This window comes from Sulfuricurvum sp. (genome assembly GCF_036279695.1).
In the GTDB taxonomy this organism is placed as follows: Bacteria; Campylobacterota; Campylobacteria; order Campylobacterales; family Sulfurimonadaceae; genus Sulfuricurvum.
This window is the reverse complement of record NZ_DASUIQ010000037.1, coordinates 1-25165: the sequence shown is the minus strand read 5'-3', so window position 1 is coordinate 25165 and position 25165 is coordinate 1. Positions and strand designations below refer to the sequence as shown.

Here is a 25165-nt window from a genome sequence, read left to right as displayed (position 1 = left end):
GCTGAAGCGACCAAAGGGATTGCAACGGTCAGTTTGAAACACAAAAAGCCGGTGTCGTTTGGATTATTGACCACTGATACTATCGAGCAGGCGATTGAACGTGCCGGAACCAAAGCAGGGAACAAAGGGTTTGAAGCGATGACGGTCGTAATCGAGATGCTTGATCTGTACGCTGAGATCGGCGCGTAATGGCAACACGTCATCAAGCCCGTATGGCGGTTGTGAGTTTATTGTACGCGTATGATTTGGGGAACCAAAGTATCGCCGATTTCAGTGATGAAATTCTCGAAGAGAAAAAAATCCGTAACAAACAGCGTGATTTTGCCCTTGATTTGTTCAAAGGGGTGACTGAGCAGCTCGAAAAAATCGACGAAGCGATTGTCAAACATCTCAAAGACTGGGATTTTGACCGTTTGGGATCGATCGAGCGTGCGACACTTCGTTTGGGTGCGTATGAGATTATGTTCGGAGAACTTGATTCTGCCGTAATCATCAACGAAGCGATCGAAGTGGCAAAAGCGTTCGGAAGCGAGCAATCACCGAAGTTTATCAACGGTGTCCTCGACGCGATTTCAAAAGACAAATAAATCCCGATGCGCCTTAGTAAAGAACAAGCACTAGAGCTGATCCGTCACGCTGATCTCAAAGAGTTAGGTCGTATGGCGACGGCGAGAAAAAAAGAGCTTCATCCCGATGGGATAACCACGTTTGTCGTGGATCGTAATATCAATTACACCAACGTCTGCTGGGTTGATTGCAAATTTTGTGCCTTTTACCGCCACGGGAAAGATGAAGATGCCTACGTTCTGACCTTTGAAGAGATCGACCAAAAGATCGATGAACTCTTAGAGATCGGCGGAACGCAGATTTTGTTCCAAGGGGGAGTCCACCCGAAACTCAAAATCGAATGGTACGAAGATTTGGTAGCGCATATCCACACCAAATATCCGACGATCACAATCCACGGCTTCTCTTCGATTGAACTCGACTTTATCGCCAAAGTCTCCCATATCTCGATCCAAGAGTGTCTATCTCGCCTAAAAGCCAAAGGGCTCGCTTCGATTCCGGGTGCGGGTGCTGAGATTTTGAGTGATCGTGTCCGCGATATTATCGCTCCGAAAAAAATGGATTCACTCGATTGGATTGATGTTCACCGCCAAGCGCACAAGCTTGGGATCATGTCAACGGCGACGATGATGTACGGGACGGTCGAGACCGATGAGGAGATTATCGAGCATTGGAATCTGATTCGTGATCTTCAGGACGAAACACACGGCTTTAGAGCCTTTATTATGTGGTCGTTTCAGGGGCAGAATACCCAGTTGATGATCGAGCATCCCGAAATCGAGAAGCAATCCTCTAACCGATACCTACGACTCCTTGCGGTAGCACGCCTTTTCTTGGATAATTTCCCCAATATCCAAAGCTCATGGGTAACGCAGGGACCCTACATCGGTCAAATGGCATTGCATTTTGGGGCAAACGATTTAGGCTCAACCATGATGGAAGAGAACGTGGTTCGCAGTGCAGGAGCAGGGTTTCGGATGGCAAAAGATGAGATGATTCATCTGATCCGTGATGTTGGAGAAATACCGGCAATTAGAAACACGGCATATGAGATTTTGGAAAAATTTGAGTGACACGTTTTTTTCTAGCGATTTTACTATTAGGGCAAGCACTTATGGCAAGCACATTGGATTTTATTGACGTTCACGGGGTAAAAGTCCCTTTTATATTCGAAGAAGACAAGCGTCTTCCGCTTCTGTCGATGCAGATTGTGTTCACCCACAGCGGCAGTATCGATGAGGGAAAACATTACGGATTGGCACGTCTTAGTGCCAAAATGTTGAATGAAGGCTCCCTCAAGCGCGGTTCTGTCGGTTTCGCGGATGCGCTGGATGCGAGAGCAATCCAGTTGAGCGCTACGGCGGGGAATGAGACGTTTGTCATTGAACTCGGAAGTCTCAAAGAGGAGTTTGATACGGGTCTCTCTTTACTCAGTGAGCAGTTGCGTGAACCCAACTTCACCGCCAAATCGCTCGATAAAGTGAAAACAATGGCACTCAGTGACATCGCCCGCAAAGAGGCCGATTTTGATACGGTAGCCTCCGATGAGCTCAAAGCGGTACTGTTCGAGGGGACACCTATGGCGGTTCCCAATATCGGAACTACAAAGAGTATCAAAGCGATCAAACTTGGTGACATTGAAGCCTTTAAAAAAGATCATTTGACCCTCAGCAATGCTCTAATCGTCATGGGGGGCGATATATCTATGGCGGATGCCAAGCTCAAAGCAGAGTCTCTTCTAAGTACATTAGAAAAAGGGACGGTGGGGAAAGAGCGCCATTATGAACCTCGTAAAACTCCTAAAGAATCGATCCTAAAACGCCCTCAAACCGAGCAGGCATATCTTTATTTCGGGGCTCCATTTACTATGAATGAAGGGGATAGTGAGTTTTACAAAGCCCGCGTGGCGATGTTTATCCTAGGAAGTAGCGGATTTGGAAGTCGTTTAATGGAAGAGATTCGTGTAAAACGAGGATTGGCGTATTCGGCGTATTCACGTCTGAGTGTCGCTAAAACCAACACCTATTTCAGTGGCTATTTGCAAACCAAACTTGAATCGCAGGAAGAAGCGAAAAAAACAGTGGTCGAAGTTATCGATACGTTTGTCCGCGATGGAGTAACGCAAGGAGAGCTCGATCAAGCGCGTAAATTCTTGCTCGGTTCCGAACCGTTACGTGTCGAAACCCTCTCTCAGCGTCTGGGTCGAACGTTTAGCGAATATTATCAAGGCAAACCGCTAGGACATTCGCTTCAAGAACTCGAACTTATCCGCACGTTGACTTTGGATGAAGTGAACGATTTTATCAAACGCCACGCCGAAATAAAAAACCTTAGTTATGCTATCGTTACCAAGTGAGGACGGTGAGAAGTTTCACCGTTTAGGGGTAGGGAGTATTACCGCCCTCTCTCTTATCGCCCCTGCCTCTTTCGAAGATCGTCGCCTCAGCCATGAACTCTCTCAAAATGCGCAATGTGTCATCGATGCGACGGTTGAACACGTCGTCCGAACCCCAAAAACGCTCAAGATCACCTTTTTTGCCCATAACTTAGAGTGTGTGATTGAGGGGGTGATATTTCATCCCAAACCCTACATGATCCATCAATTTCCGCGCGGTGAGCGGGCATTTTTTAGCGGAAAGGCGCAATGGGAACTGGGGAAATGGAGTATCGTCCATCCGATGAAGATCAGTGCTGTCGGTTCCCTCGTACCCATCTATAAAACGCCACTTCGAGCCGATGTGATGCGTCGCTTAGTGGAAAAAAATATTACCGTTGAAAACTTAATAGCCGACGGACTCCCCGAACCTATTGCCCGTGAACTTTATGCACTCCATTTTCCGCAACTTCCCAAACCCATTAGTGAATCACAACTTCATGCCCTTAAATTCGGGGAACTTTTTGAGTATATGCGCCGTCTCAGACTTAAACGCCGTTATCACAAAACTTCCTATCGTGCTTCGGGGGATGTTAAAAAATGGATGAAAACCCTTCCGTTTGAACTGACGGAGGATCAAAAAAATGCGATTGGCGAGATCGAGAGTGATCTTAGAGGCCAATACGCCTCCCGCCGTATGATCGTGGGGGATGTCGGATCGGGAAAAACGATGGTGATTTTAGCCTCCGTCGTTCTGATGCTACCGCACCGCTCGATTTTGATGGCACCGACCACGATCCTCGCCGCACAACTTTATGAGGAAGCCCAAAAATTTCTTCCCAATCTGCGGATCGCGCTCGTGACCAATGCAACGAAAAAAGCTCCGTTGGAGGAGTACGACTTTATTATCGGAACCCATGCTCTGCTCCATCGGAGTCTCCCCGAAGCGGGGCTGGTGATGGTGGATGAACAGCACCGTTTCGGCACGGCTCAACGCCATGCTCTAACAAAACTCACGGATAACGATACCTCTCCTCATTATCTCCAATTCTCCGCCACACCGATCCCCCGCACACAGGCGATGATCGATTCAGCACATATTGATGTGAGCTTGATCGTTCAAACGCCGTTTACCAAAAATATCGATACCCGTATCATCGGTAAAAGCGACTTTCCGCGCCTGTTAGAGCATATTCGTTCAGAAATAGCCCAAAATCATCAAGTCCTTATTGTCTATCCGTTGGTAGAACAGAGCGAGAGTATCAATTACCAAAGCATTGACGAAGCGCGGGGGTACTGGGAAAAGAATTTCGAGAATGTCTACGTAACCCACGGCAAAGACAAGGAAAAAGAGGCAGTATTGATGGCATTTCGGGAGAGCGGAAATATCTTGCTTGCCACTACGGTAGTCGAAGTGGGGATCTCACTTCCGCGTCTCTCTACCGTCGTTATCGTCGGAGCCGAACGGTTGGGACTTTCAACACTCCATCAACTGCGCGGGCGTGTCAGTCGTACCGGATTGCAGGGGTATTGTTATCTTTACAGCAACAAAAGCGGCAAAAATGAGCGTTTGGAGTCGTTTAGCACCTTCACGAGCGGTTTTGAGATTGCCGCATTGGATCTGAAATTTCGCTCCAGCGGGGATTTGTTGGAGGGGAGTATCCAAAGCGGTAAAAAATTTCGTTTCGCTGATATTGCTGAAGATGAGAAAATAGTGGGTGAAGTGAAGACGTGGTTAGATAAAAATTGAGAGATTTCTATCCCGAGTACCGAGAGTTCACGCGCGATGCAGAAGTGCAAGGAGCCGCGTAGAACTCCTGCGAGGGAAAAGATTTTCTTTGGTTACTTTTCTTTTGAAAAAGAAAAGTAAAATTAGGGTTAATAAAGTCCGAACCGTCCATCGGTACGTTTATAAAGAACCCGCATTTTCCCGTCATTGTCATAAAATACATCAAATACTTTTGCGCTCTCTTTGAGTCTCTCGAGCACTTCGGCAACCTCTTGGGGCTTAAAGAGTACCGGTTCGGCTGGGACGATCTCATCTTCCATCGCTTCTTCTGTTTCATGAAGATTGACGGTGTTTGCAGCGGCTAATTTAGCTTCATTCAACCCTTCATTTTTATGATCCGAGAGACGATCGTGAAGACGGCGAAGCGCTTTTTGGGCACGGTCAATCGCAATATCGATGGCGGCATAGAGATCATCGTCGCGTTGGGTTATAACGATGGTGTTTTTTCCGGCAACGTTGATCGTAAATTCGATCGTTACCCCTTTTTTACGTTCATTCGAACTGGCGACCGCACTAACACTGATTAGGTCGAGATGATATTTACTGAGAGTATCGATAGAGTGCATCAGATGTTCTTTTATAGCATCGCTGAGCTCGATGTGGCGTCCGACGAGAGATATATTCATAATAGGTACCACCTTAGTGTAATATTGAGGAAAGTTCGATTATAACACACAAAAAACAAACGTCAAGTATTTTAGAAGAAAACAAAATTAGAGAATATTAAAATAATTATTAACACATTTTAATCACCGTTTAATCAACATAGCACTACAATCAAAAAATGGCGTCTCCTCTTGGTCAATTTTAGGAAAGAGGGACAATGGTCGATAGTAATCGATTAGGTAAAACGGGCTTTATAGTAGATGCTACCGAGCCCTGTTTTGGAGTGCCTTAAAATCCTAAGGAGGATAAAATGAGAATAAATAAACTTTTTTTACGATGGATAGCGGTTTTTGGAGTGGTGATGGCATTTGCTGTTTCGGGATGGGGAGCCGGTGATGGGTTGGTAGGGAATTACTATAAAAAAAGTAACTCTACATACAATACTTATCCTATCAGTGGAACACCGGATTTGACACGAACTGATAGCACTGTTAATTTTGATTGGGGCACAGGTAATCCCGGAATCGGACAAAATGACTATTATCAAGCCAAATGGACAGGGTATGTATATATCCCTACGGCAGGAAGTTGGACATTTTATACATCAACAGATGATGGGGTTAAACTTTCTATAGATGGAACTATGCAAATTGATAAATGGGTTGATCAAGCTCCTACAGAATACAGTAAAACATTAACACTTACTGCTGGTTACCATGCGATTCAGATGGATTATTATGAAAATGGCGGGGGAGCAGTAGCTAGACTCAGTTGGAGCGGACCATCAGTTTCTAAAGCGATTATTCCACAAAATAATCTGTATACGGTCGCACCTAAAACACTGACGATTTCAGATGCAAGCCTTGTCGAAGGGGATAGTGGTGTGACATATATGAATTTTACGGTTACATTATCGACTTCAGCAAATGTGACGGTAAATTATGCGACCAGTGATGGAACAGCAACCTCCCCGAGTGATTATAATGCAACATCAGGGACATTAACTTTTACCGCCGGTGGCGCAACAACAAAAACCATATCGGTACCAATCTTTGGAGATACTGATTTGGAAGGGTATGAGACATTTACTGTCACCCTCTCGAATGCAACAGGGGGAGCAACCATCGGAGATGCCACGGCTACAGGTACAATTAACAATGACGATACGTACTGTAAAAGCAATAGCTTATCGACAGGTTTTCATATCATCGATCCTGATGGCGGTAGCGAAACCAATTCTTTTGAAATATTTTGTAGTGCGGATAGCCCTAAAAAAGATTTGATTGCACTATCCAATAAAAATAGTTCAAACAATTTTATTTTCAAGACTAATACATTAGGTTCTACCAATTATTATTCTGAAGCTTCAACAAATGCTACCCATTTTAATGCGATAGAGATCAATCCTCTTACGATGCAAGTATTAACATCAGGTTCACTTGACCCGACAAATGCCGGAAGTTATAAGATTATGGGAAAAGGGTTTAGTAATATTAATCTTCTTGGAACTCCGTTTGCCATTGACTGGGACAACACAACGATTTCCGGTTGTGATACGACAAAGTTAACCCGTAAGGGATACCATGGTCAAGCTGTTAAGATTAATGCACTTGATTATAACAATCAAGCACGATGTCAGATTGACAGCATGAAACTTAAACTATTAAGTGATTATACCTATCTAAAATATGAGGGAACCGAAGTTTTAGAAAAAACCTGTAAGGAGATGGCGGAAGCGGTTCCAACTGATTTTTTAGATAGCTCAACCGTCAAAGGGCATTATTGGATTAGTCCGAATAATAACTCGCGTTCTCACAATTCTACCTCGATCACGGCGATGGATAGACCGATAGTTGCCTATTGTTGGTATCAAACCGATCTCGATTATGTTTGGACATTTTTCCTCGCAATGGATGGAAAAGTCACCAATAAAAAAGATGATTTGATAAATAAGGTAGATACGTGTTCCGAAAAAGGGCTTTGGCCGTTTATCGCTAATAGTGAAAAAACTTTTGATAGGGTTCGTGCTTTTTTAACGGATAAAAAGTCTGAATGGGTGAGTTACACTGGAACCAATAATGAAAAATTTCGAGCTTTCAATAATGGTAGTAACTACTATTTAGGAACAGAGTATGATGGTCCTATTTGGCCATATGGTTCTTTTGGGGTTTATTTTCCATATAATGGAAATAACGATGCTAATGGGGCTTCTAAAACATGGGGCGGAACATCCACTAATAAAACTGGTTGGATGAGCGGCTCACCAATGCACAATGTTTCAATGATTGCCGAAGACTATCCGCGAAAAAATAATGATAGCGGAGTTTCGACACGAGATTATTACAGTTGGGGACATTATAGTAGTACTGATACCTCCAGTGGTGGAAATTATGCGTATAGCGATACTATGGGAGCCAAAGGGTGGCGTTCAGTACTAAAAGATTTGAATAAAACTACGGAATGGTTTATCTCGCGTAGTGGGGCTGGAGATAACTTTGATAGTACAGGTAATTATCCGTATTATGAACCAAATGGTAACTATACTGCCAATGCTTGGGTTAATTTTTTATATGATGATCAAGGACGTGTACGTCATTTGGATGATTATGATGCTAAATATTCATACTACGATTATATGTGTATGGCAGAAGATAACTACGATTTTACGACTCGTTACGGATTGGTAAAAGGACCGTTTAATGTTGTCGAACACGATGCGGTTCTTTCTGGAACGGGATACCGTGATGCCAAACTCTCGACGAAAATCGCCAAAGATACCATGCGTTTCGATGTCGTTTTGTTACGAAATGATTTGAGTGATATTCGTACAAGTGCGGATGTCAGTTATGGGTTGTTTCTGGATGATACGGTTATGGTAGGGGGCAGTGAAACTCCACGAGATCTTCATTATTTCGGTGAGAGTAATAGTACATTTCAAGGGTTGGGAACCCGATTTGAACTTACGGCCAACAAATGGCCTAATAGTGTGGAATCATGGCCTACAGCCAAAAAACGGTTGTTTTTTAAGTTCAGATATTGCTCAATCAATACAATGGATTGGACAGGTTGTTGGACGCAAGTAGGAAATACCGCAGTCTGTAAAGCGGGATCAGAGAGTATTTGTAAAACAGCCGATTCAAATGACTTTGCCGTGCGACCAAAAACGTTTGGATCGGAATTATTAACCCCATTACCGCTAAAAGCAGGTGCGCCGTTTAGTATCAATCTGAGCGCGCTGGATTATTCTGATCTCAATACGACGGACTATAATGAATCTGAAAATATATCGTTTGATGCGATTGTCAAAGAGGTAAAAACGGGGTGTATCAAAGGGGTATTTAAAAAGAATTTGGAGAGCGGTTGGAAGTTTACTAACGGGGTTAAGCAATTCGTCGATAATAACTACTCGGAAGTGGGAGTACTGGATATTAACTTGACGGAAAGTTTGAAACCGTGTCAATCTCGCTTTGCCGCGATCGATTGTAACGATACTGTAAGTCCTGATTTAAGTGTTCTAAGCATTTCGGATCATACTACTCAGCTGTCATTTACGCCGCACCATTTTGATTTGCTAGGCGGTAGAATAAAAAATAATGATATTAATGGCTCATTTACCTATTTGTCTCATCCGTATGCAACAGCCACTCAAGATTACTCTATGGGTAGTCATTTTGATTTGAATATCACCGCAAAAGATTATAATGAAAATCGAACAAAAAATTATAATACTTTGTGCTATGCTAAACCAAAAGATATAAATATTACTTATTCACCATCAAGTATTCCTAACCTAAGTAAAATTTATATGCAATTGCTTCATGATGATGTGGTTGTGGGAGATACAAGTCATACGCTCAGTGCTAAGCTGAATTTCTCAGGTGTGACGAAAGATATTTTTACAACCGATCATAACGGTACAGCTGTTTTGCATTTTAAAATAAATTATGATCGCGATGAGACCAAAACGGTTAATAAATTTGATTTTAACAGCAGTAAGATCGATGTGAAAACGACCGATGAAGTAAATGCGACCATTATCCCATCCGGTGGGGCAACGTACGTTTACGGTCGGCTCATTCCGCGTGATGTTCGGGTATTTGGCACCAATCCATTTACCGCAAATGGTTGGTATGAAGTGTTTAATACTCCGATTTTGGGGGGAACCACATTGCCACCGAGCAAAAATGGATCGTCTTGGTTCGTCAATCTCCTGCATAATGATAAAATTGATGGAAATGCCGATGTGACACGCGTTATCCCCAATACGTTAGCGTTGCCGGCAAACAGTGTACAAGACCCTTTGCATAATGGTATCGGAGTTGAAACGTATACTTTTGGAGGTGGGGTTGTACCCTACAGCGGGAAAGCCCATATCGATGTTGCTCCATGGCTATGGTATGGCGAGACGGCATTAGGCTATGCGGATCCGGGGAAAAATGTGGATGGAACACTAGATGGAGCAGTAGATGAAAATGATTGTTTGCATCATCCGTGTTTTAATATAAATGTTGTTCCCAACATTGGTCGCGGGGGAAGTGCAACCAGCACCGATTTACGGGACAAAAAATTAAACAAGAGCACAACTAGAGGAACAGGTGTAACGTACGATTATACACCGGCAACACGATGAGGAGAATGACTATGCGCTCAGCTATGGCAATGATAGAGATGATATTCGCGATCGTTATAATTGCTATTAGCGTAATGACTATCCCCTCTATGATGAGTATTGCGGACAGTGCGTCCAAAGGTGTGGCGGTAGATGAGGATGTCTTAAAGCGCTTATCAGGAGAGATTACAAAAGTTTCTCAGGCACGGTGGGATCAAAACTCTATTGCACCTGAATTTTATCCGTTATTGATTGCGGGGGACATACAATGTGATCGCATTGTTGGTGGGACAGCGTATCGTCTAAACCCCGATTCCTCTATGCCGTGTTCGACGAATGTACCGTTGATGGCGGCGGCTCCGGGTGATGGTAATTTAAATTTGACCCAAGGGATTGAGCAACTTCATAATAGAACGTATAATCTTGAGGTGAATGCAACCAATGACGGAAAGCTTTATACCATTCCAATCACGTATAATGTTAGTTATGTGACAGCGACTACTTCGGCATTGAATGCTGCCGGAGTTGCCACGGCGACATGGCGGCTTGGCTCATCGGGCGCTATGAATCCAACCCCATCAGTAGCACAAACTCATCTAAAGCGGGTTGTCGTCAGGACAGAGTCCAGTATTCTTGACACCAATATGACGTTGACTTTTTTTAAATCCAATGTTGGGAAGTTTGCCGAATGAAACCTATCAATAACCGAAAAGCGTTTAGTATGATCGAACTGTTGTTTGTCATCGTCATTATGGGAATCGTCGGTGGGGTAGCATTGGAAGCGGTGCGGGAGTACTATAACGGTATCTATCGGACGGGTATATATACTAAGCGTATAGCGGAGGCTGACTATATATTAGAGCAAATTTCTAAATATTTTGAAAACGGGGTGTCGGATTCGATCATCCGTTTGGATGAAAACGATGCGACGGGATGTTATGGCGTACCAGCAACGGGCGATGACGCTAAAGACTACACGATTGCATTTGTGGCTGTGGACAGTGATGGTGCACAGGGGGGGTATTGGAGTCCGACACATTCACGGTGGTTGCCCGCATGGACGAGCGATGTTGTTTCTAATGGGACGGCTTTGACTTCATTGGATGCCAATTATACGGCGATAAATACAGTGGCAAATCCGCTCACTGCTCAAAATGCAGCAATTTTTCGACGTGAGGGTCTTGGTGAGGGAGCAGATGAATGCCACAGGTTTGGTTGGAATAGTGGAGGTAATACAAATAATGTCTATCGAACTATTAATGCTGTTGTCTCCGATACAGAGTTAACTCTGAATAATCCGCTGAGCTTAACTGGAGGGCAAGTTAGTCGGGCTTATGTATTGCGTACCGCGTATGCTTTTCGCGCGAAAGGTGGGGCATTTAAGATGTACAGCGGATTTAAGCCATGGAAGAATGAGCGCTATACTGATCTAAATGTTATAGCACATCTTTTGGCTGATAAAGTAACCCACTTCACGATCCTATATGATAACACTAACACAAATATCAATTCTAATGTGGGTAATATCTATACTCTAAAAATATGTATGCAAGGGGTAGATGAAAATTTGAGTGATTCAACCCATTCCAAAGATCAGATCTGCCGTGAAAGGATGGTTCATGTACGCTATTAAACGTAAAGGGTTTGCGATGATTCTCGCAATTTTCGTCGTTGTTTTGATCGCGATGGGAGGGACGCTCCTGTTATCCAATGCATCGATGGGGAGTAAAACGACTTTTGTCAATTATTTACGTGCAGAGGCGGAGCTATTAGCACAAAGCGCTACCGATTATACACTGATGCGCGCTCAAGCTATTGATACAACCGCTATAGGTAATCCTTGTTTAAATCAACTCAATATTACTGTGAATGATGCGGGTGGAAGCCCGATGTTTGATATTCGAACAACATTGACCTATAGTTTTAGAGGAGCACGCGCAGTGGGGTGTACTTCGTGGATAGCACAGAACACGGGTAAAGATACTACCGTGATGATTGATGTAACGGTTAGCGATCATAATCTCTCAACGGAAACGATACGGGTACATAAACGTTCATGGCAGAAATTGTAAGAAGTTCCGTTCATGCTTCGACAAGCTTAGCACGAATGGAATCTTAAAGGGCGAGTTGTGCGATCTTAGCGAGGACGTCTTTTTCACGAACCGGTTTCATAAGAAAACCGTTAGCTCCGCACTCTAGCGCTTCCCCTTTTTTCGTTTCATCGGTAGTGAGAACGATAACCGGAAGTTGACGAAGTGAGTCATCGGCACGGATCACTTTGAGCATCTCGATACCTCCCATGACCGGCATGATAATATCCAGCAAGATAATATCTATATCGTTTTGTGATTTGAGAACACCGATAGCATCAGCACCATTTTTTGCCTCTACAACCGAAGAGACATTCGGGGTTTTCATTAGCATGGTTTTGAGCAACTTGAGGTTAATCATATCATCATCAACCGCAAGAACTTTTAATTTCTTCTCATCCATTTAGAATTTCCCCATTCGCTTAGATAAATTTTTCAAAAACAAGACGCAATAGATCTTTGTTGACGATATTTTTGATAATCTCATGTACATACATTGTGTCTTCCGAATTCTCAGGAGCACTCGGGTCGACAAGCATTACTAAGGATGTATCGCTTTTACTTGTATGGATTATATCATACAGATCCTTGAGATTGAGCGTACTTAATGATTTATCAAAAAGCGCGAGTTTATAACGGCGTTCGCGAAGCTCATTTTGAAGTTGCTCCGCGGTGGTTGCGGTTTTATAGGTGTAGCCTAAATCATCAAGAATACGGGAAAAGAGTTTCAACTCCAGAGCGTTTTGCTTGGTGATAATGATGTCGGCATCATACGCAGACGGGCGATCCACAACCGCAGGCTCAGGGGAGACAATGGTTTCTTCCTCAATGTTTACTTCTGGAAGGGCAGGTTCTTCCTCATCGATTTCAGGTTCATCAAGGAGAATTTCATCTTCTTGAACCTCTTCGATAAGAGCTGGTACACTCTCTTCTTCTAGGATGCTCTCAGGTTCTGATTCTTCGCTAAGCAAAGTCGGTGTTACATCAATCTCTTCTGTTGGGATAGACTCACCCTCGGTTGAGCCGATGATTTCATGAACCGATTTTGGAACCGGATTGATTTCGATAATTTTATGCGATAAGAAATTATTGAGTAATGAGATGATCTCACTTCTTACCAACGGTTTAGTCGTATATTCATCCATTCCGGCTGACATGAATCGTTCGCGGTCACCTTTGAGTGCATTTGCCGTCAATGCGATGATCGGCGTATGTGATTGTCCGTAATCCTCTTCGAAATCTAGGATCTCTTGCGTTGCTTCGATACCGTCAAGTACCGGCATTTGAATATCCATGAAGATAATGTCAAAATTACCGTTTTTACGTTTCTCAAATGCTTCGAGTCCGTTATTCGCGATGGTGATTTCCAATCCTAAGTCTTCGAGTGTTCTGCGGATCAGTTTTTGATTGATGATATTATCTTCGGCGACAAGAGCGGATGCTGCAAATCGGGAGTTTTTCTCATCGAATTTTTTACGGCGTGATACTTTGACTTTGCGGTTGCTGAATGCTTCCGCATCATAGGCATCAAGGGTTGTACGTATTTTTGAACTGTTGAGCGGTTCATATAAAACTTTGAAAATGTCGATTCCCATGGAGTCGATTTTTTTCATATAGAATGATTTGGTAATGAGAACCAGTTGCTCTTGTGACGAGGAATAGGTGATGAGATCATCATCGCTCGTGTAGTCGTTATCTACAAACAGCAAGTCATAGTTAACTTGGCGTTCCAACATTTTGAGTTCATCCATCTCATGGAATGTGGTATAACTGACTCCGAAATAGTCCAGATACTCTTTGAGATAGGTATTTTGGAGTTTCTTCTTAGCATTGCTTTCCAAAATAACGGCATTGATGTTGGAGAATGATCCTTTTAGAGGTTCATTGAGGGTCTCAATCTCTTCAAATTCGATGGTGAAGAAGAAGGTGGTTCCATTGCCCGGTTCGCTCTCAAGATCGAGTTTAGACCCCATAAGCTCTACGAAACGGCTCGAAATGGTAAGACCGAGACCGGTACCGCCGTATTTGCGAGTAATTGACGTATCGGCTTGAGAAAAGGCTTCGAAAATACGAGAACGCTGTTCACTGGTAACCCCGATACCGTTGTCTTTAACTTGGAAACGGACTTTGGTACGGTTGAGGGTATCACACTCTATGCGGCGAATATCGACACTGATTGCTCCGCCGCTGTTGGTAAATTTAACCGCATTGGAGAGGAGGTTGATGATAACCTCTTTGATTTTGGTCGGATCCCCTTTGAGCGGTCGTTCAAGGCTCGGATCGACATAACACGCAAGGTCGATATGTTTCTCAGAAGCACGAACTCCATACACTTCGACTGCACTTTCAAACTCATCGATAGGGTTGAAGACAATCTCTTCGATTTCGAGTTTGTTACTCTCAATTTTAGAGAGGTCAAGGATGTTATTAATAATTTCAAGAAGGTTTTCAGAACTTTTTTCAATGATGTCGATAAATTCGCGTTGTTCATCATGAAGTTCGGTATCTTTGAGGAGTTCGGTAAATCCGACGATACCGTTAAGCGGAGTACGAATCTCGTGCGACATATTGGCCAAGAACATCGATTTCGCTTCGGATGCTTCCATCGCATATTGTTTATCGGTGAGTGTTTGCTCGATAATACGTTCCAAGAGGCCGTATGCTTGGGCTGTTCCTGCTGCAGTATCAAGGTTGATAGTATGGCTTAGAACTTCCGCTTCGGTATCGTGGGTATCTTCGGCAACGCGACGTAAAACGGACTCAAGATTTCGAATATTGGTGGTGATCTCAGCAGAGAAAAAATAGCCCAAGATAGCAATCAAAACTCCGAGAATCCAAATGGTAACCGCGATGATTAGAACCTGAACGGCTTGGTTTTTGACTACGGATGCCCGTTCGTCCATAGCGCCGATTAAGACTTTTTCAGCTTCATTGATCGCATCGACTTTTTCGGAGATCATAGCGAACCAGATACCCGATTGGGTTTCATAGGCACCGGTGGTACTTTTTTGAAGAATAGTGGTTCGCTCGGATGTAATATCGAGGTAAAGCTCCGTATTATCTTCACTGTATAAGGAAGCTTGTAGCTGAGCTTGGATCGGCTTGTTGTTCATCCCCTCGAGATTAAAGGTATCGGCTTTTGCAATGAGAGAGACCCATTTGTTTAGCTCTTCTTCTGAGAGCGGAGTTGCACGAGAGAGAACATAGGTGATATAGTCACGTTCAATACTGCTGAACTCATTGGCACGTACCAAAGAGAGATAAGCATAAGAGAGGGAGTTTACCTCTTCATCAAAATGAAAAGAGGCCAAATCGGCAAGCTCGTTGATAAGCTGATCTTCCGATTTACTATAAATATCGGTAAAAACGTGATTGAAAACTGCACTTTTGTTATCTACCAAAGGTCGTGAAAGGAGGATCTTTTTTTGCAAATCATTGATGAGTTTTGAGAGGGAAGCCGCTTTTTGCGCTTCTGCCGTACTCATATCATCAAGACTTGAGAGATGTTTTTTATAGGCATCCATTTTTTGATCGACGAGGGCACGTTGCGCATTGAGTGATTTGAGAGTAGCGTCTGAGGCATTCCCCATGTACATTACCGTCATACCGCGTTCACGAGAGATATTATTAATCAAATCGTTTAATTGTTTGTTCCCCTCAAGTCTCACTTGAAGCTGACCGGCCCCTTGATAGCTAACATACGCGTTATATACGTAGTAACTCGCGAGGGTAAAAAGTATCAGAATCGGTAAGAGACTGATGAGGCGAAGCCGATTTCTAAGTCCTAGTTGCATGGTATCTCCTATAGTTGTTCAAGAAAGCCGTTGAGTCTTTTGGAGGCTTTATGGGCCTCTTGGGCATCATTGGTTTGAGATAAGATAGCCAATTCATCGGAAATCTCGTTAAGACGTAGATTGTCACTGATCCCCTTGAGTTGGGTGGCTGTTCTTTTCCAAGCGTGTGTATCGAAAGCCCCGATAGCGGCGGCAATCTCTTTTCCTGCGCGTTGAGCGTCATGTTTGTATTCATTGATCAATTCATTAAAAAAGTCGTGTTCGATTCCAAGCTCTCCGGCAATCAAAACTTTGTTATAGTGAAGTGACTGAACCGGTTCGGAAGGAGCACTCTCTATAATAGGCTCACTTTCAATCGGTTCAAGCGTAAAATCTTCATCGATATTGATTGTGGGGCTGAGCTCCTCTTCGTGAATGATTAATGGATCATCATTTTTTAGGGTAAAACTATAAATGTCATCATCGCTCACCGAAGGGGCCGGAGCGGTTAGTGGCTGGGTCTCTTGTTCAGGTTCTTTGAACCCGATTTCAGGAGCAACTTCAGCAACCTCTTTCCCCTCTAGTTTTTCGATGATTGAATAAAAATATTTGAGATTAGCCTCAATTTCAATCGGATCGGCTGACGTGTTGATAACACTGAGTGTTTCAAAAGCATCTTCGATGCGAAGATTTGCCGCTACCCCTTTGAGCTTGTGCGAGAGAATCTTGAGATTATTCATATCTCCTTTGAGTGTAGCTTCGAACAATTCGGATTTAAACTCGTAGGCTTGTTGAATGAAGTCTCCGATAAATTCTTGAATCAAATCTACCGGTAATCCAAGCTCTTTAGCAGCAACACTCGGATCAAAACGGTATGATTTGTCCACTTTCAGAGCACTGATAAATGCTTTTTCCGCTTTGCTGTATTTAGTATCTCCCAACATAGGTAGCTCGACTTTAGGTTCAGTGCGAGGTACTACGACAGGTTCAGGGGTAACAACAGGTGCGGATTCTGGAGTAAAATAATCTTTTTCTAGCTCTTCATCACTCAGAGGCAAAGAGAGTTTGGCATACAAATCATCCAGCGGCTCTTCGGGAGTTTCTATTTCATTAAATGATGGGACATCAAGGATTCCCGGTTCGCTGAGAGTCGTAGGGGTGATGTGATCGTAATTCGGTAAGACGGACGGAGTCGCTTCAACCGGTACAGGTGTTTCAATAATCGGAGGTTTGGATTTTGGAACAATCGGATGAGGTTTAACCTCGTCTCCGCTGAGGGATTGAATATGGAGCATATCGATGGCAAAGCCGGGTTGAGAAGGCTCTGCGCTTAAAAAAAGGCTATTAACTTGAAGGGTACAGGAGAAGGTACGACCGTTGGCGTGAACAATAGCTGAGCGGGCATCGGAATCGGCATGAAGTAAAAAATCGATCCATCCGAAACTTTTGAAATTGTGAATGTAACCCGGTTCTTTTGCAAAAAGATCGGCCACATCACTGCATACACTGAGTAAATCCTCGAAAGATGCGTAATTCAGGAGTTTTAATCCCTCTTCATCGATCCCGATAAATTCTTGTTTATGGTTATAAAATAACACGCTTCCCCCTATTGTTCTTGTTCAATCATTTTTTTGTACAGCTCAGCAGTTTCGTCAATGTTTTTGCGTGACGCAGGTTTACGTGCTGCCATGTACCCTTTTACTTTCCCATTTTCATCATAGGTTGGTGTTACTTCGGTATCAACCCAGTAATAACGCCCGTCTTTGCGGAGATTTTTAACCAATCCGTGCCAAAGAGTTCCTGCTTGAATCGTTTGCCACATTTGGGCAAATGCCGCTTTTGGCATATCGGGATGGCGTATGATATTGTGAGGTTCACCTATCAACTCATCAACCGTGTATCCCGAAATTTCGCAAAACTTTCGGTTGGCAAAGGTAATAACCCCTTTTAGATCGGTTTCGCTAACAATAGCGCGCCCATCAAATACATATTCTTCATCCACCGGAGTAGGTTTTTCCATCATGTGACCCCTTAGCTAAAAAACTGCTGAAAACATATTCTGTGGAATATGGCATAAACTCCATAAAAGATTACTTAGACGTCGTTTCTCTGTAATGATTTTGTATGTTTTCGGCATCTTTTTTCCCGATAAGTTCGACAAGGGTTGAAAAATCACTTTTGGCAATCGCATCAAACGTTCCGAAATAATCGATTAATTTATGGATTTTTGCCATACTGATTCCGCTGATGCTAAGCAGTTTGGACTCCTGATCACGTTTGAGTTTTGTCTTTTTGTGGAAGGTGATTGCACTTCGATGGGCTTCATCGCGCAGCATTTGGATAAATTGGAGACGTCTATCGGTTGTTTCGAGCCGTAACAGAGTATCTTGGGTATGAAGAATATCGCGTGCGGAGCCTTTGGCTCGGTGCGATTTAGCGTCAATTTTTTCTTTGCTGATAGCAACCACATCGAGATAAATACCATGCGAGTTCAATAAATCGACCGCCAATGTACGCAGCGTTGATCCTCCGTCAATGACCCATAAATCGGGAGGCGGGTTTTCACCAAATCCTTCAATACGGCGGCGGAGCATTTCGGACATTTGACCGTATTCATCTCTCTCGTGTAGGTGATAGGTGCGATACCCTTTTTTATCAAAATGGCCGTTATCGTAGGTGATCATCGCCCCTACCGTGGCACTTCCTCCGTGATGGGAGTTATCAAACACCTCGATTCGATGCGGGAGTCTATCGAGAGTGAACAACTCTTGGATCTGATGCAATAGCACCTCTTTGGTCGGTTGAGGAGTTCGGAGAAGCTCATGGGCATTGGTGAGGGCTAGCTCGAGCAACTCTTTTTTCCCACCCCTCTGAGGAACTTCGAGTTGCGCTTTTTTACCGAAGAGTTGGCTCAGGTGCTCGACTACCCACTCACTCGATTCAAAGGGGTGTGCGGTTAAGATAGGGGCGATAATAGGGGGCTTATCCGTGCCGTAAAACCCTACCACCGTCCGTTCATACGCTTCATCGAGGGAAAAATAAGGGGTGAGCGGGATAAAGTCATGGGTCGAAGAAGCGACTTTCCCCTCGCGGATAAAGAGACGAAGGATACAGGCGCGAGTTTCTCCCGTTGCGATGGCGAAGACGTCATAGTTATCCGTTGATGCCATATCGATTTGGGACGCTATTTCACTTTTTGAAATCCGCTCGATACGATCCCGTAATACAAGAGCCTCTTCAAAACGGAGCGATTCGGCATAAAACTCCATTTTAGCTTCGAGCTCTTTGATGAGACGTCGTTTATTTTGTATCCATTCGATCCCCTGTTGCACCATCGGCATATAATTTTCTCGTGGAACGGGGAATTCACAAGGGGCGAGGCACTGTTCCATCTGGTAAAACAGACACCCTTTTTTCCCTTTCAGACAGCTCTTCTTTTGCACCAATTTGAGCAATTCATAGAGAGAGTCGAGAATATCGCGTGCACCGACTGAAAAGGGACCGAAATAACGGATCCCTTTTCCTTTGATGATTTTACGGGTGAGTTCAAAATGGGGATAGGGCTCTTCCATATCGACGTAGAGGTAAGGGTACGTTTTGTCATCCCTCAGGAGAATATTGTATTTGGGTTTGAGCTGTTTGATGAGAGAATTTTCCAAAATCAGGGCATCGTGTTCATTTTCGACGATGATATAGTGCAAGGCTACCGTCTCAGAGAGCATTTTTTGGATGCGTAGTGACAAGGTCGGTTTCGGAGCGAGTGTGGGGGTGAGCAAAAAATAGCTTTTGACCCGTTTGGAGAGGTTTTTCGCTTTGCCGATGTAGAGGATTCTCCCCGCGCTATCTAAGTACTGGTAGATTCCCGCTTGGTGGGGGAGGGATCGAATTTTCTCAATCATCGGTGAGCTCTTAATGAATAATTTATGGTAGCTATTATAACATCCGTCATTAAAGAAAAAGGGGAACAATGTCAAAAATATACCTATTCGGCACCATTGTCGCCGTAATACTATTTTTGAACGGATGCGGCTACAAAGCTCCTCCTTATTATGAAAAACCGACCCCTGCAAAGGAATCATCCGTTGCGTTATGATGTTGTAATCATCGGTTCAGGGGTAGCGGGGCTTTATACCGCGAGTGCCTTGCCAAAGCATTTAAAAGTGCTTATTATCAATAAATCGAACCCGTGGGAGTGCAATACCTACTATGCACAAGGGGGAGTAACAACCGCCTATAACGACGAGGACATCGCGCTTCATGTCCAAGATACCCTCGATGCGGGGGCGGGGATGTGTAATGAAACGGCCGTAAACGTGATGAGTGAAAACTCTCAGGGGGTAATACACGATTTGATTCGGCGCGGATTTGAATTTGACAAAGATGAAGAGGGAAATCTTCTCTACACCAAAGAAGCTGCCCATTCGCGAAGCCGAATACTTCACGCGGGTGGAGATGCGACGGGGAGGTATCTGCACTTCTTTTTGCTGGGTCAAAATCCCCATCCGATGATGAGCGATACGACCGTCGTCGATTTGTTGATCGAAGAGGGGCGATGTTGCGGTGTGGAAGCGATTACACGGGGAAAACGGAGAACTATTTTAGCCGATAACATCGTTATCGCCAGCGGTGGTGTGGGATCACTCTATGAGTACCATACGAACGCTTTTACCATCAGCGGGGAGATTCAGGGGATTTGTATTGAAAAAGGGATTGCACTCGAATCGATGGAGATGATGCAGTTCCATCCTACCGTTTTTGTCGCCAATAACTGGGCGCGTAAACAACTCCTCTCCGAAGCGCTCCGAGGGGAAGGGGCGCATGTCGTCGATGAAAACGGGTATCGCTTTTTGTTTGAGTACGATCCGCGCGGCGAATTGGCTCCGCGTGACATCGTGAGTCGTGCTATATTCGATTATAAACAGCGAAGCGGTAAACAGGTCTATCTCTCATGTGAAGATTTTGAGAGTGAGTATTTTAAAGAGCGGTTCCCGAATATCTATAAATCCCTCAACGATTTGGGATTTCACCTCCCCAAAGAGCGGGTTCCGATCTCTCCGGCATTTCACTATGCCGTTGGGGGGATCAAAACCAATCTTGATGGAAGCGTTCCGGGGATAAAGGGGCTTTATGCGGCAGGAGAAGCGGCATCTACCGGAGTTCATGGAGCAAATCGTCTGGCGAGCAACTCATTGCTGGAGGGGCTTGTGTTCGCTCAAAGAGCGGCAGAGTCGATTTTGGCACACCCCTCACACGGATGCGGTGAGGATTTTACATTAGGTACAGAGCCGTTGGAACTAGACGGGGATAAAGAGAAAAAAGATGAGCTTCGTCGGATCATGTGGGACAATGTCTCGATCAAACGGACTCCGAAAGGGTTGAATACCGCATTGGAAGCGATAGATAAAATGCTCTCGGAGAACGTAGGGAGATTATTGCGTCTTCGCCTCTTAACAGCTCGAAGTATCGTTGAAGCGGCGCAAAAGCGTCCTGAATCGATCGGGGTACATTTTATAACACAAGATGAGAAACAATGACAATCTCAGCCAATGAATCGGCTGCAATCAATTTGGTAAGTCATCCGTTCGGATGGTTTCTCCTCGCTATTTTCGTAGTGGGGTACTATTTTATCGCGGCTGAAGAGAAATACCATATCGATAAAGCTAAACCGGCACTGTTTGTCGGAACATTAATGTTTGTTCTGATCGGGATCTATTATGTGATCAATGGAGCCGATTTGACTCCGTTTGAGCAGGAAGTGGATCATTTGATTTTGGAGATTGCCGAAATCTTCTTTTTCCTATTTGTCGCGATGACCTATATCGAAGCATTGGTGGAGAGAGGTGTATTTAGTGCATTACGTGCAAAACTGATTGCCAAAGGGTACAGCTATCGAGAGCTGTTTTGGATTACCGGAGCTTTGGCGTTTTTTATCTCTCCCGTCGCCGATAACCTCACCACCGCATTGATCCTCTCGACGGTATTATTGACGATTGACGGTAAAAGCAAAGAGTTTCTTGTCCCTAGTGCGATCAATGTCGTTGTTGCGGCGAATGCCGGGGGTGCGTGGAGTCCGTTTGGAGATATTACGACCTTGATGGTATGGGCGGCAGAGAAGGGAGCGTTTGTTGATTTTCTCTATTTGTTTCCGGCGGCTTTCATTGGATGGCTTGTTACTGCGGCATTACTGGTTCGGTATGTTCCTGCTCTCGATCCGAATAAAGACGGTGACCCCGAAGCGGCTGAAAAAATCGAAATCCTCAAAGGGGGAAAAGTGATCATTGCATTCGGTGCATTGACGATTGCCCTTGCGGTTGTAGGAAAACAGGTTCTCCATTTACCTCCGATGTGGGGGATGCTCTTTGGTTTGGCGATTCTACAGCTTTATATGTATTTTCTCAAAGCGAAGCATAACGTCGATATTAGTATTTTCGAGGCAATGAGTAAAGTTGAGAACAATACACTCCTCTTTTTCTTCGGAATTTTAGCGGCAGTGGGTGCACTCCATTTTACGGGATTTTTGACGTATGCCGCAAAATTGTATGAGGTATTTGATCCGACACTTGTCAATATCGGTGTAGGATTTCTCTCGGCAATCGTTGATAATGTTCCCGTAATGTCGGCGGTACTCAAAGCCTCTCCCTCCATCGATCATGCACAGTGGATGTTGGTTACGATGACGGCAGGTATCGGGGGATCACTCATTAGCTTCGGCAGTGCGGCAGGGGTCGGTGTTATGGGAAAAATGCACGGTATTTACACCTTTTCAGCACACATGAGACTAGGATGGACAGTCTTGGTCGGGTATATTGTCTCTTTGGGCGTATGGTACTTCCAATTTATGGTTTTAGGCTTTTATTAATCAAAATTAATCTACATTAGGGTACCCTTTCATTAACGCAAAGGGTACACAATCGCTTACCCTCCCGATTATCTCCACTTAAAGGCTCTCCTTTGAAAGATGTCAATATTATCGTTCTTGATTTTGGTTCACAGTACACACAGTTGATCGCACGCCGTCTGCGCGAAGATAAAGTTTATTGTGAGGTACTTCCGTATCACACTAAAATCGATGCTATCAAAGCAAAAAATCCTAAAGGGATCATCCTTAGCGGCGGACCTTCATCGGTGTATAACAAAGACGCCTACACCGTCGATCAAGGGGTCTATGCCCTCGGAATCCCTGTTTTGGGAATTTGTTACGGGATGCAACGTATCGCGGTCGATTTCGGCGGAAGTGTTATCCGAAGTGATCACCACGAATACGGCAAAGCGGAATTGACCATCGACATGACGCAACACTCGGTACTTTTCGAGGGGTGTGAAGATGAGCGTGTCGTATGGATGAGCCATTCGGATAAAGTAGACGTATTGCCGGAAGGTTTCGTTCCTATCGCTTATTCCCCGAACTCCCCGTATGCAGCCATCGCGAATGAAGAAAAAATGGTCTACGCGATGCAGTATCACCCAGAAGTGAATCACTCCGAAGAGGGGTATTTGATGCTCCGCAACTTCGCCCGTAAAATCTGCGGCATTACTGAAAAATGGGATATGGGACATTTCCTCAAAGAGCAGATCGTCAAAATTCGCGCTCAAGTAGGGGACGGGAAAGTTCTCTGTGCCCTCAGCGGAGGAGTTGATTCATCCGTCGTTGCGGCATTATTGTACGAAGCAATCGGGGATCAGTTGATTCCGGTTTTCGTTGATAACGGTTTGCTCCGCAAAGGGGAACGTGATTCGGTCGAAAATATTTTCAAAGTCCACCTCAAAGTCCCTCTCGTCGTTGCCGATGCATCGGAAAATTTCCTCGGTAAACTCGCGGGTGTGACTGATCCTGAGACGAAACGTAAAATTATCGGACACACCTTTATCGAAGTATTTGAAGCGGAAGCCAAAAAACACGACGGGATCAAATTCTTGGCGCAGGGGACATTGTATCCTGACGTCATCGAGTCGGTTTCGGTTAACGGTCCCTCTGTCACGATCAAAAGCCACCATAACGTCGGCGGGCTCCCTGATTGGATGGATTTTGAGCTGATTGAACCGTTACGCGATTTGTTCAAAGACGAAGTGCGTAAACTCGGACTTGAGCTTGGGCTTCCTGATTCATTGGTAAACCGTCACCCGTTCCCTGGACCGGGTTTGGGTATCCGTATCATGGGTGAAGTGAACAAAGCGGATTTGGATTTGCTTCGCGAAGCCGATGCTATTTTGCTTGATGAGCTCAAAGCGAGCGGTTACTACACCAAAACATGGCAGGCGTTTGCGGTACTTCTGAACGTCAAATCAGTCGGTGTTATGGGAGATAACCGTACCTATGATAATACTGTATGTGTACGCGTCGTAGAAGCGGTGGACGGGATGACGGCAACGTTTGCCCATCTTCCGCATACCCTGTTAGAGCGTATCAGCCGCCGTATCATCAACGAAGTCGACGGGATCAACCGCGTCGTGTACGACATCAGCTCAAAACCGCCCGCAACGATCGAGTGGGAATAAGGCGCACCCTTTGCGCCCCATCTATCTAATCTCCAAAACTCCCTATGAGGGAGTGATTCATATCCCTATTCTTACCATCCGTTTTTTATCTCCTACAATCGATTTCAATGGCTATGAAGGGGTGATTTTTACCTCGAAACAGGGTGTTCTAGCGCTTCAAAACTATTCACTCGATTGGGAAAAACTGGGATGTATTTGTGTCTCCGAATCGACTGCGAACACTGCCCGTGCAGTAGGAGCGGAGAATGTTGAGGTTGCGCAGGGGTACGGGATGAGTATTTTGGATATTTTATGCGACAAAAAGCGAAACGGCAAATGGCTCTATCTCCGACCCAAGGTGATAGCATCCGAGTGGGTTGAAGGTGCGAGAGAGCAAGGGATTGAGATCGATGAAGCGGTTGTGTATGAGAGTGTCTGCAATGAAGAAGCGAGTGATTTTGCGATTTCACAAGAGGGTGTATTGATTTTTACGTCCCCATCGACTATCCGCTGTTTTCTCCAAAATTATCCGATATTTCCGACACAGGATGTCGTTGTGATCGGCAAAACGACCCAAAATGCTCTCCCTGTAGAAGTTGGATCGTATCTCAGTGAAACGACGAGTGTTGAAGCTGCTGTCGAATTGGCACGCCAAATTGCCTTTAGGGGATAAAATTCATCACCCTTTTAAGATTTTAGGGCTATAATTATTTACTCTGGGCGAAGCGAGTAATCGCATTTTGAGGGTTCTACATATACATGGAGTCACAGCCGTAGTTGTCTTTGAGTGTCGGTGGTCTCGTTTGAACGTATTTTTTACGTGAGAGATTGTCGCCGGAAAAGACGCTCGAGTGGCTTTTTTCGGCTTTGAGAACCGAAGCT

At 44.5% G+C, this 25165-nt stretch carries 20 protein-coding genes; 14 read left to right on the top strand and 6 right to left on the bottom strand.

The window, feature by feature from the left end; genetic code table 11:
• From VFW36_RS03840 to recG, 5 genes are all read left to right on the top strand, one after another.
• Positions 1-189 (top strand): 6,7-dimethyl-8-ribityllumazine synthase (locus VFW36_RS03840; protein ID WP_329657489.1); only part of this gene is annotated, 189 nt, incomplete at its 5' end.
• Complete coding sequence (gene nusB, locus VFW36_RS03835; protein WP_294916098.1) at positions 189-587, top strand: transcription antitermination factor NusB; 399 nt, start codon at positions 189-191, stop codon at positions 585-587. The genes VFW36_RS03840 and nusB, both read left to right, overlap by 1 nt.
• A gap of 6 nt (positions 588-593) precedes the next feature.
• Positions 594-1640, top strand: a complete 1047-nt coding sequence (locus VFW36_RS03830; protein WP_329657488.1) for a dehypoxanthine futalosine cyclase — start codon at positions 594-596, stop codon at positions 1638-1640.
• Between the two features lie 41 nt (positions 1641-1681).
• A complete protein-coding gene (locus tag VFW36_RS03825) occupies positions 1682-2923 on the top strand; it encodes a pitrilysin family protein (RefSeq protein WP_329657487.1) in 1242 nt (413 codons plus the stop codon).
• Positions 2904-4691 carry an ATP-dependent DNA helicase RecG gene (recG, locus tag VFW36_RS03820; RefSeq protein WP_329657486.1) on the top strand — a complete coding sequence of 596 codons (1788 nt, stop codon included), beginning with the start codon at positions 2904-2906 and terminating at the stop codon, positions 4689-4691. The genes VFW36_RS03825 and recG overlap by 20 nt, the downstream gene beginning before the upstream one ends.
• A gap of 128 nt (positions 4692-4819) precedes the next feature.
• Here recG and hpf read toward each other — a convergent pair whose 3' ends face one another.
• Positions 4820-5356, bottom strand: coding sequence for a ribosome hibernation-promoting factor, HPF/YfiA family (gene hpf / locus VFW36_RS03815; protein ID WP_329657485.1), 537 nt, complete (start codon positions 5354-5356; stop codon positions 4820-4822).
• Positions 5357-5646: 290 nt separating this feature from the next.
• Between hpf and VFW36_RS03810 the strand changes: the two genes are divergently transcribed.
• From VFW36_RS03810 to VFW36_RS03795, 4 genes are read left to right on the top strand one after another with little or no spacing between them, the layout of a single operon-like run.
• Positions 5647-9966 carry a PA14 domain-containing protein gene (locus VFW36_RS03810; RefSeq protein WP_329657484.1) on the top strand — a complete coding sequence of 1440 codons (4320 nt, stop codon included), beginning with the start codon at positions 5647-5649 and terminating at the stop codon, positions 9964-9966.
• A gap of 11 nt (positions 9967-9977) precedes the next feature.
• Positions 9978-10637, top strand: coding sequence for a hypothetical protein (locus tag VFW36_RS03805; RefSeq protein WP_329657483.1), 660 nt, complete (start codon positions 9978-9980; stop codon positions 10635-10637).
• Positions 10634-11578, top strand: coding sequence for a type II secretion system protein (locus tag VFW36_RS03800; RefSeq protein WP_329657482.1), 945 nt, complete (start codon positions 10634-10636; stop codon positions 11576-11578). The genes VFW36_RS03805 and VFW36_RS03800 overlap by 4 nt, the downstream gene beginning before the upstream one ends.
• Complete coding sequence (locus VFW36_RS03795; RefSeq protein ID WP_329657481.1) at positions 11565-12017, top strand: hypothetical protein; 453 nt, start codon at positions 11565-11567, stop codon at positions 12015-12017. The genes VFW36_RS03800 and VFW36_RS03795 overlap by 14 nt, the downstream gene beginning before the upstream one ends.
• Before the next feature lie 43 nt (positions 12018-12060).
• On the opposite strand, the gene VFW36_RS03790 is transcribed toward VFW36_RS03795, so the two are convergent.
• From VFW36_RS03790 to uvrC, 5 genes are all read right to left on the bottom strand, one after another.
• On the bottom strand, positions 12061-12438 hold the full coding sequence (locus VFW36_RS03790; RefSeq protein WP_329657480.1) for a response regulator: 378 nt from the start codon (positions 12436-12438) through the stop codon (positions 12061-12063).
• A 19-nt stretch (positions 12439-12457) separates the two neighbouring features.
• Entirely contained in the window at positions 12458-15829 is a 3372-nt protein-coding gene (locus VFW36_RS03785; protein ID WP_329657479.1) for an ATP-binding protein, read from the bottom strand.
• A gap of 8 nt (positions 15830-15837) precedes the next feature.
• A complete protein-coding gene (locus VFW36_RS03780; protein WP_329657478.1) occupies positions 15838-17406 on the bottom strand; it encodes a hypothetical protein in 1569 nt (522 codons plus the stop codon).
• An 8-nt stretch (positions 17407-17414) separates the two neighbouring features.
• The gene (locus tag VFW36_RS03775) at positions 17415-17828 is read right to left on the bottom strand and encodes a PAS domain-containing protein (RefSeq protein ID WP_329657490.1); all 414 of its coding nucleotides are present in this window, start codon (positions 17826-17828) and stop codon (positions 17415-17417) included.
• 70 nt (positions 17829-17898) lie between these two features.
• On the bottom strand, positions 17899-19707 hold the full coding sequence (gene uvrC / locus VFW36_RS03770; RefSeq protein ID WP_329657477.1) for an excinuclease ABC subunit UvrC: 1809 nt from the start codon (positions 19705-19707) through the stop codon (positions 17899-17901).
• Between the two features lie 68 nt (positions 19708-19775).
• Here uvrC and VFW36_RS03765 point away from each other — a divergent pair, with 68 nt between their 5' ends.
• The 5 genes from VFW36_RS03765 to VFW36_RS03745 all read left to right on the top strand — a co-directional run bounded on the left by VFW36_RS03765 (position 19776) and on the right by VFW36_RS03745 (position 24956).
• Positions 19776-19901 carry a hypothetical protein gene (locus VFW36_RS03765; RefSeq protein WP_329657476.1) on the top strand — a complete coding sequence of 42 codons (126 nt, stop codon included), beginning with the start codon at positions 19776-19778 and terminating at the stop codon, positions 19899-19901.
• Positions 19891-21342 carry an L-aspartate oxidase gene (gene nadB / locus VFW36_RS03760; RefSeq protein ID WP_329657475.1) on the top strand — a complete coding sequence of 484 codons (1452 nt, stop codon included), beginning with the start codon at positions 19891-19893 and terminating at the stop codon, positions 21340-21342. Before VFW36_RS03765 ends, nadB begins: the two co-directional genes overlap by 11 nt.
• On the top strand, positions 21339-22667 hold the full coding sequence (gene nhaD, locus VFW36_RS03755; protein ID WP_329657474.1) for a sodium:proton antiporter NhaD: 1329 nt from the start codon (positions 21339-21341) through the stop codon (positions 22665-22667). Before nadB ends, nhaD begins: the two co-directional genes overlap by 4 nt.
• 92 nt (positions 22668-22759) lie before the next feature.
• Positions 22760-24304 (top strand): glutamine-hydrolyzing GMP synthase, encoded by a 1545-nt coding sequence (gene guaA / locus VFW36_RS03750; RefSeq protein WP_329657473.1) that lies wholly within the window; start codon positions 22760-22762, stop codon positions 24302-24304.
• Between the two features lie 10 nt (positions 24305-24314).
• A complete protein-coding gene (locus tag VFW36_RS03745) occupies positions 24315-24956 on the top strand; it encodes a uroporphyrinogen-III synthase (protein ID WP_329657472.1) in 642 nt (213 codons plus the stop codon).
• Positions 24957-25165 lie beyond the last annotated feature (209 nt).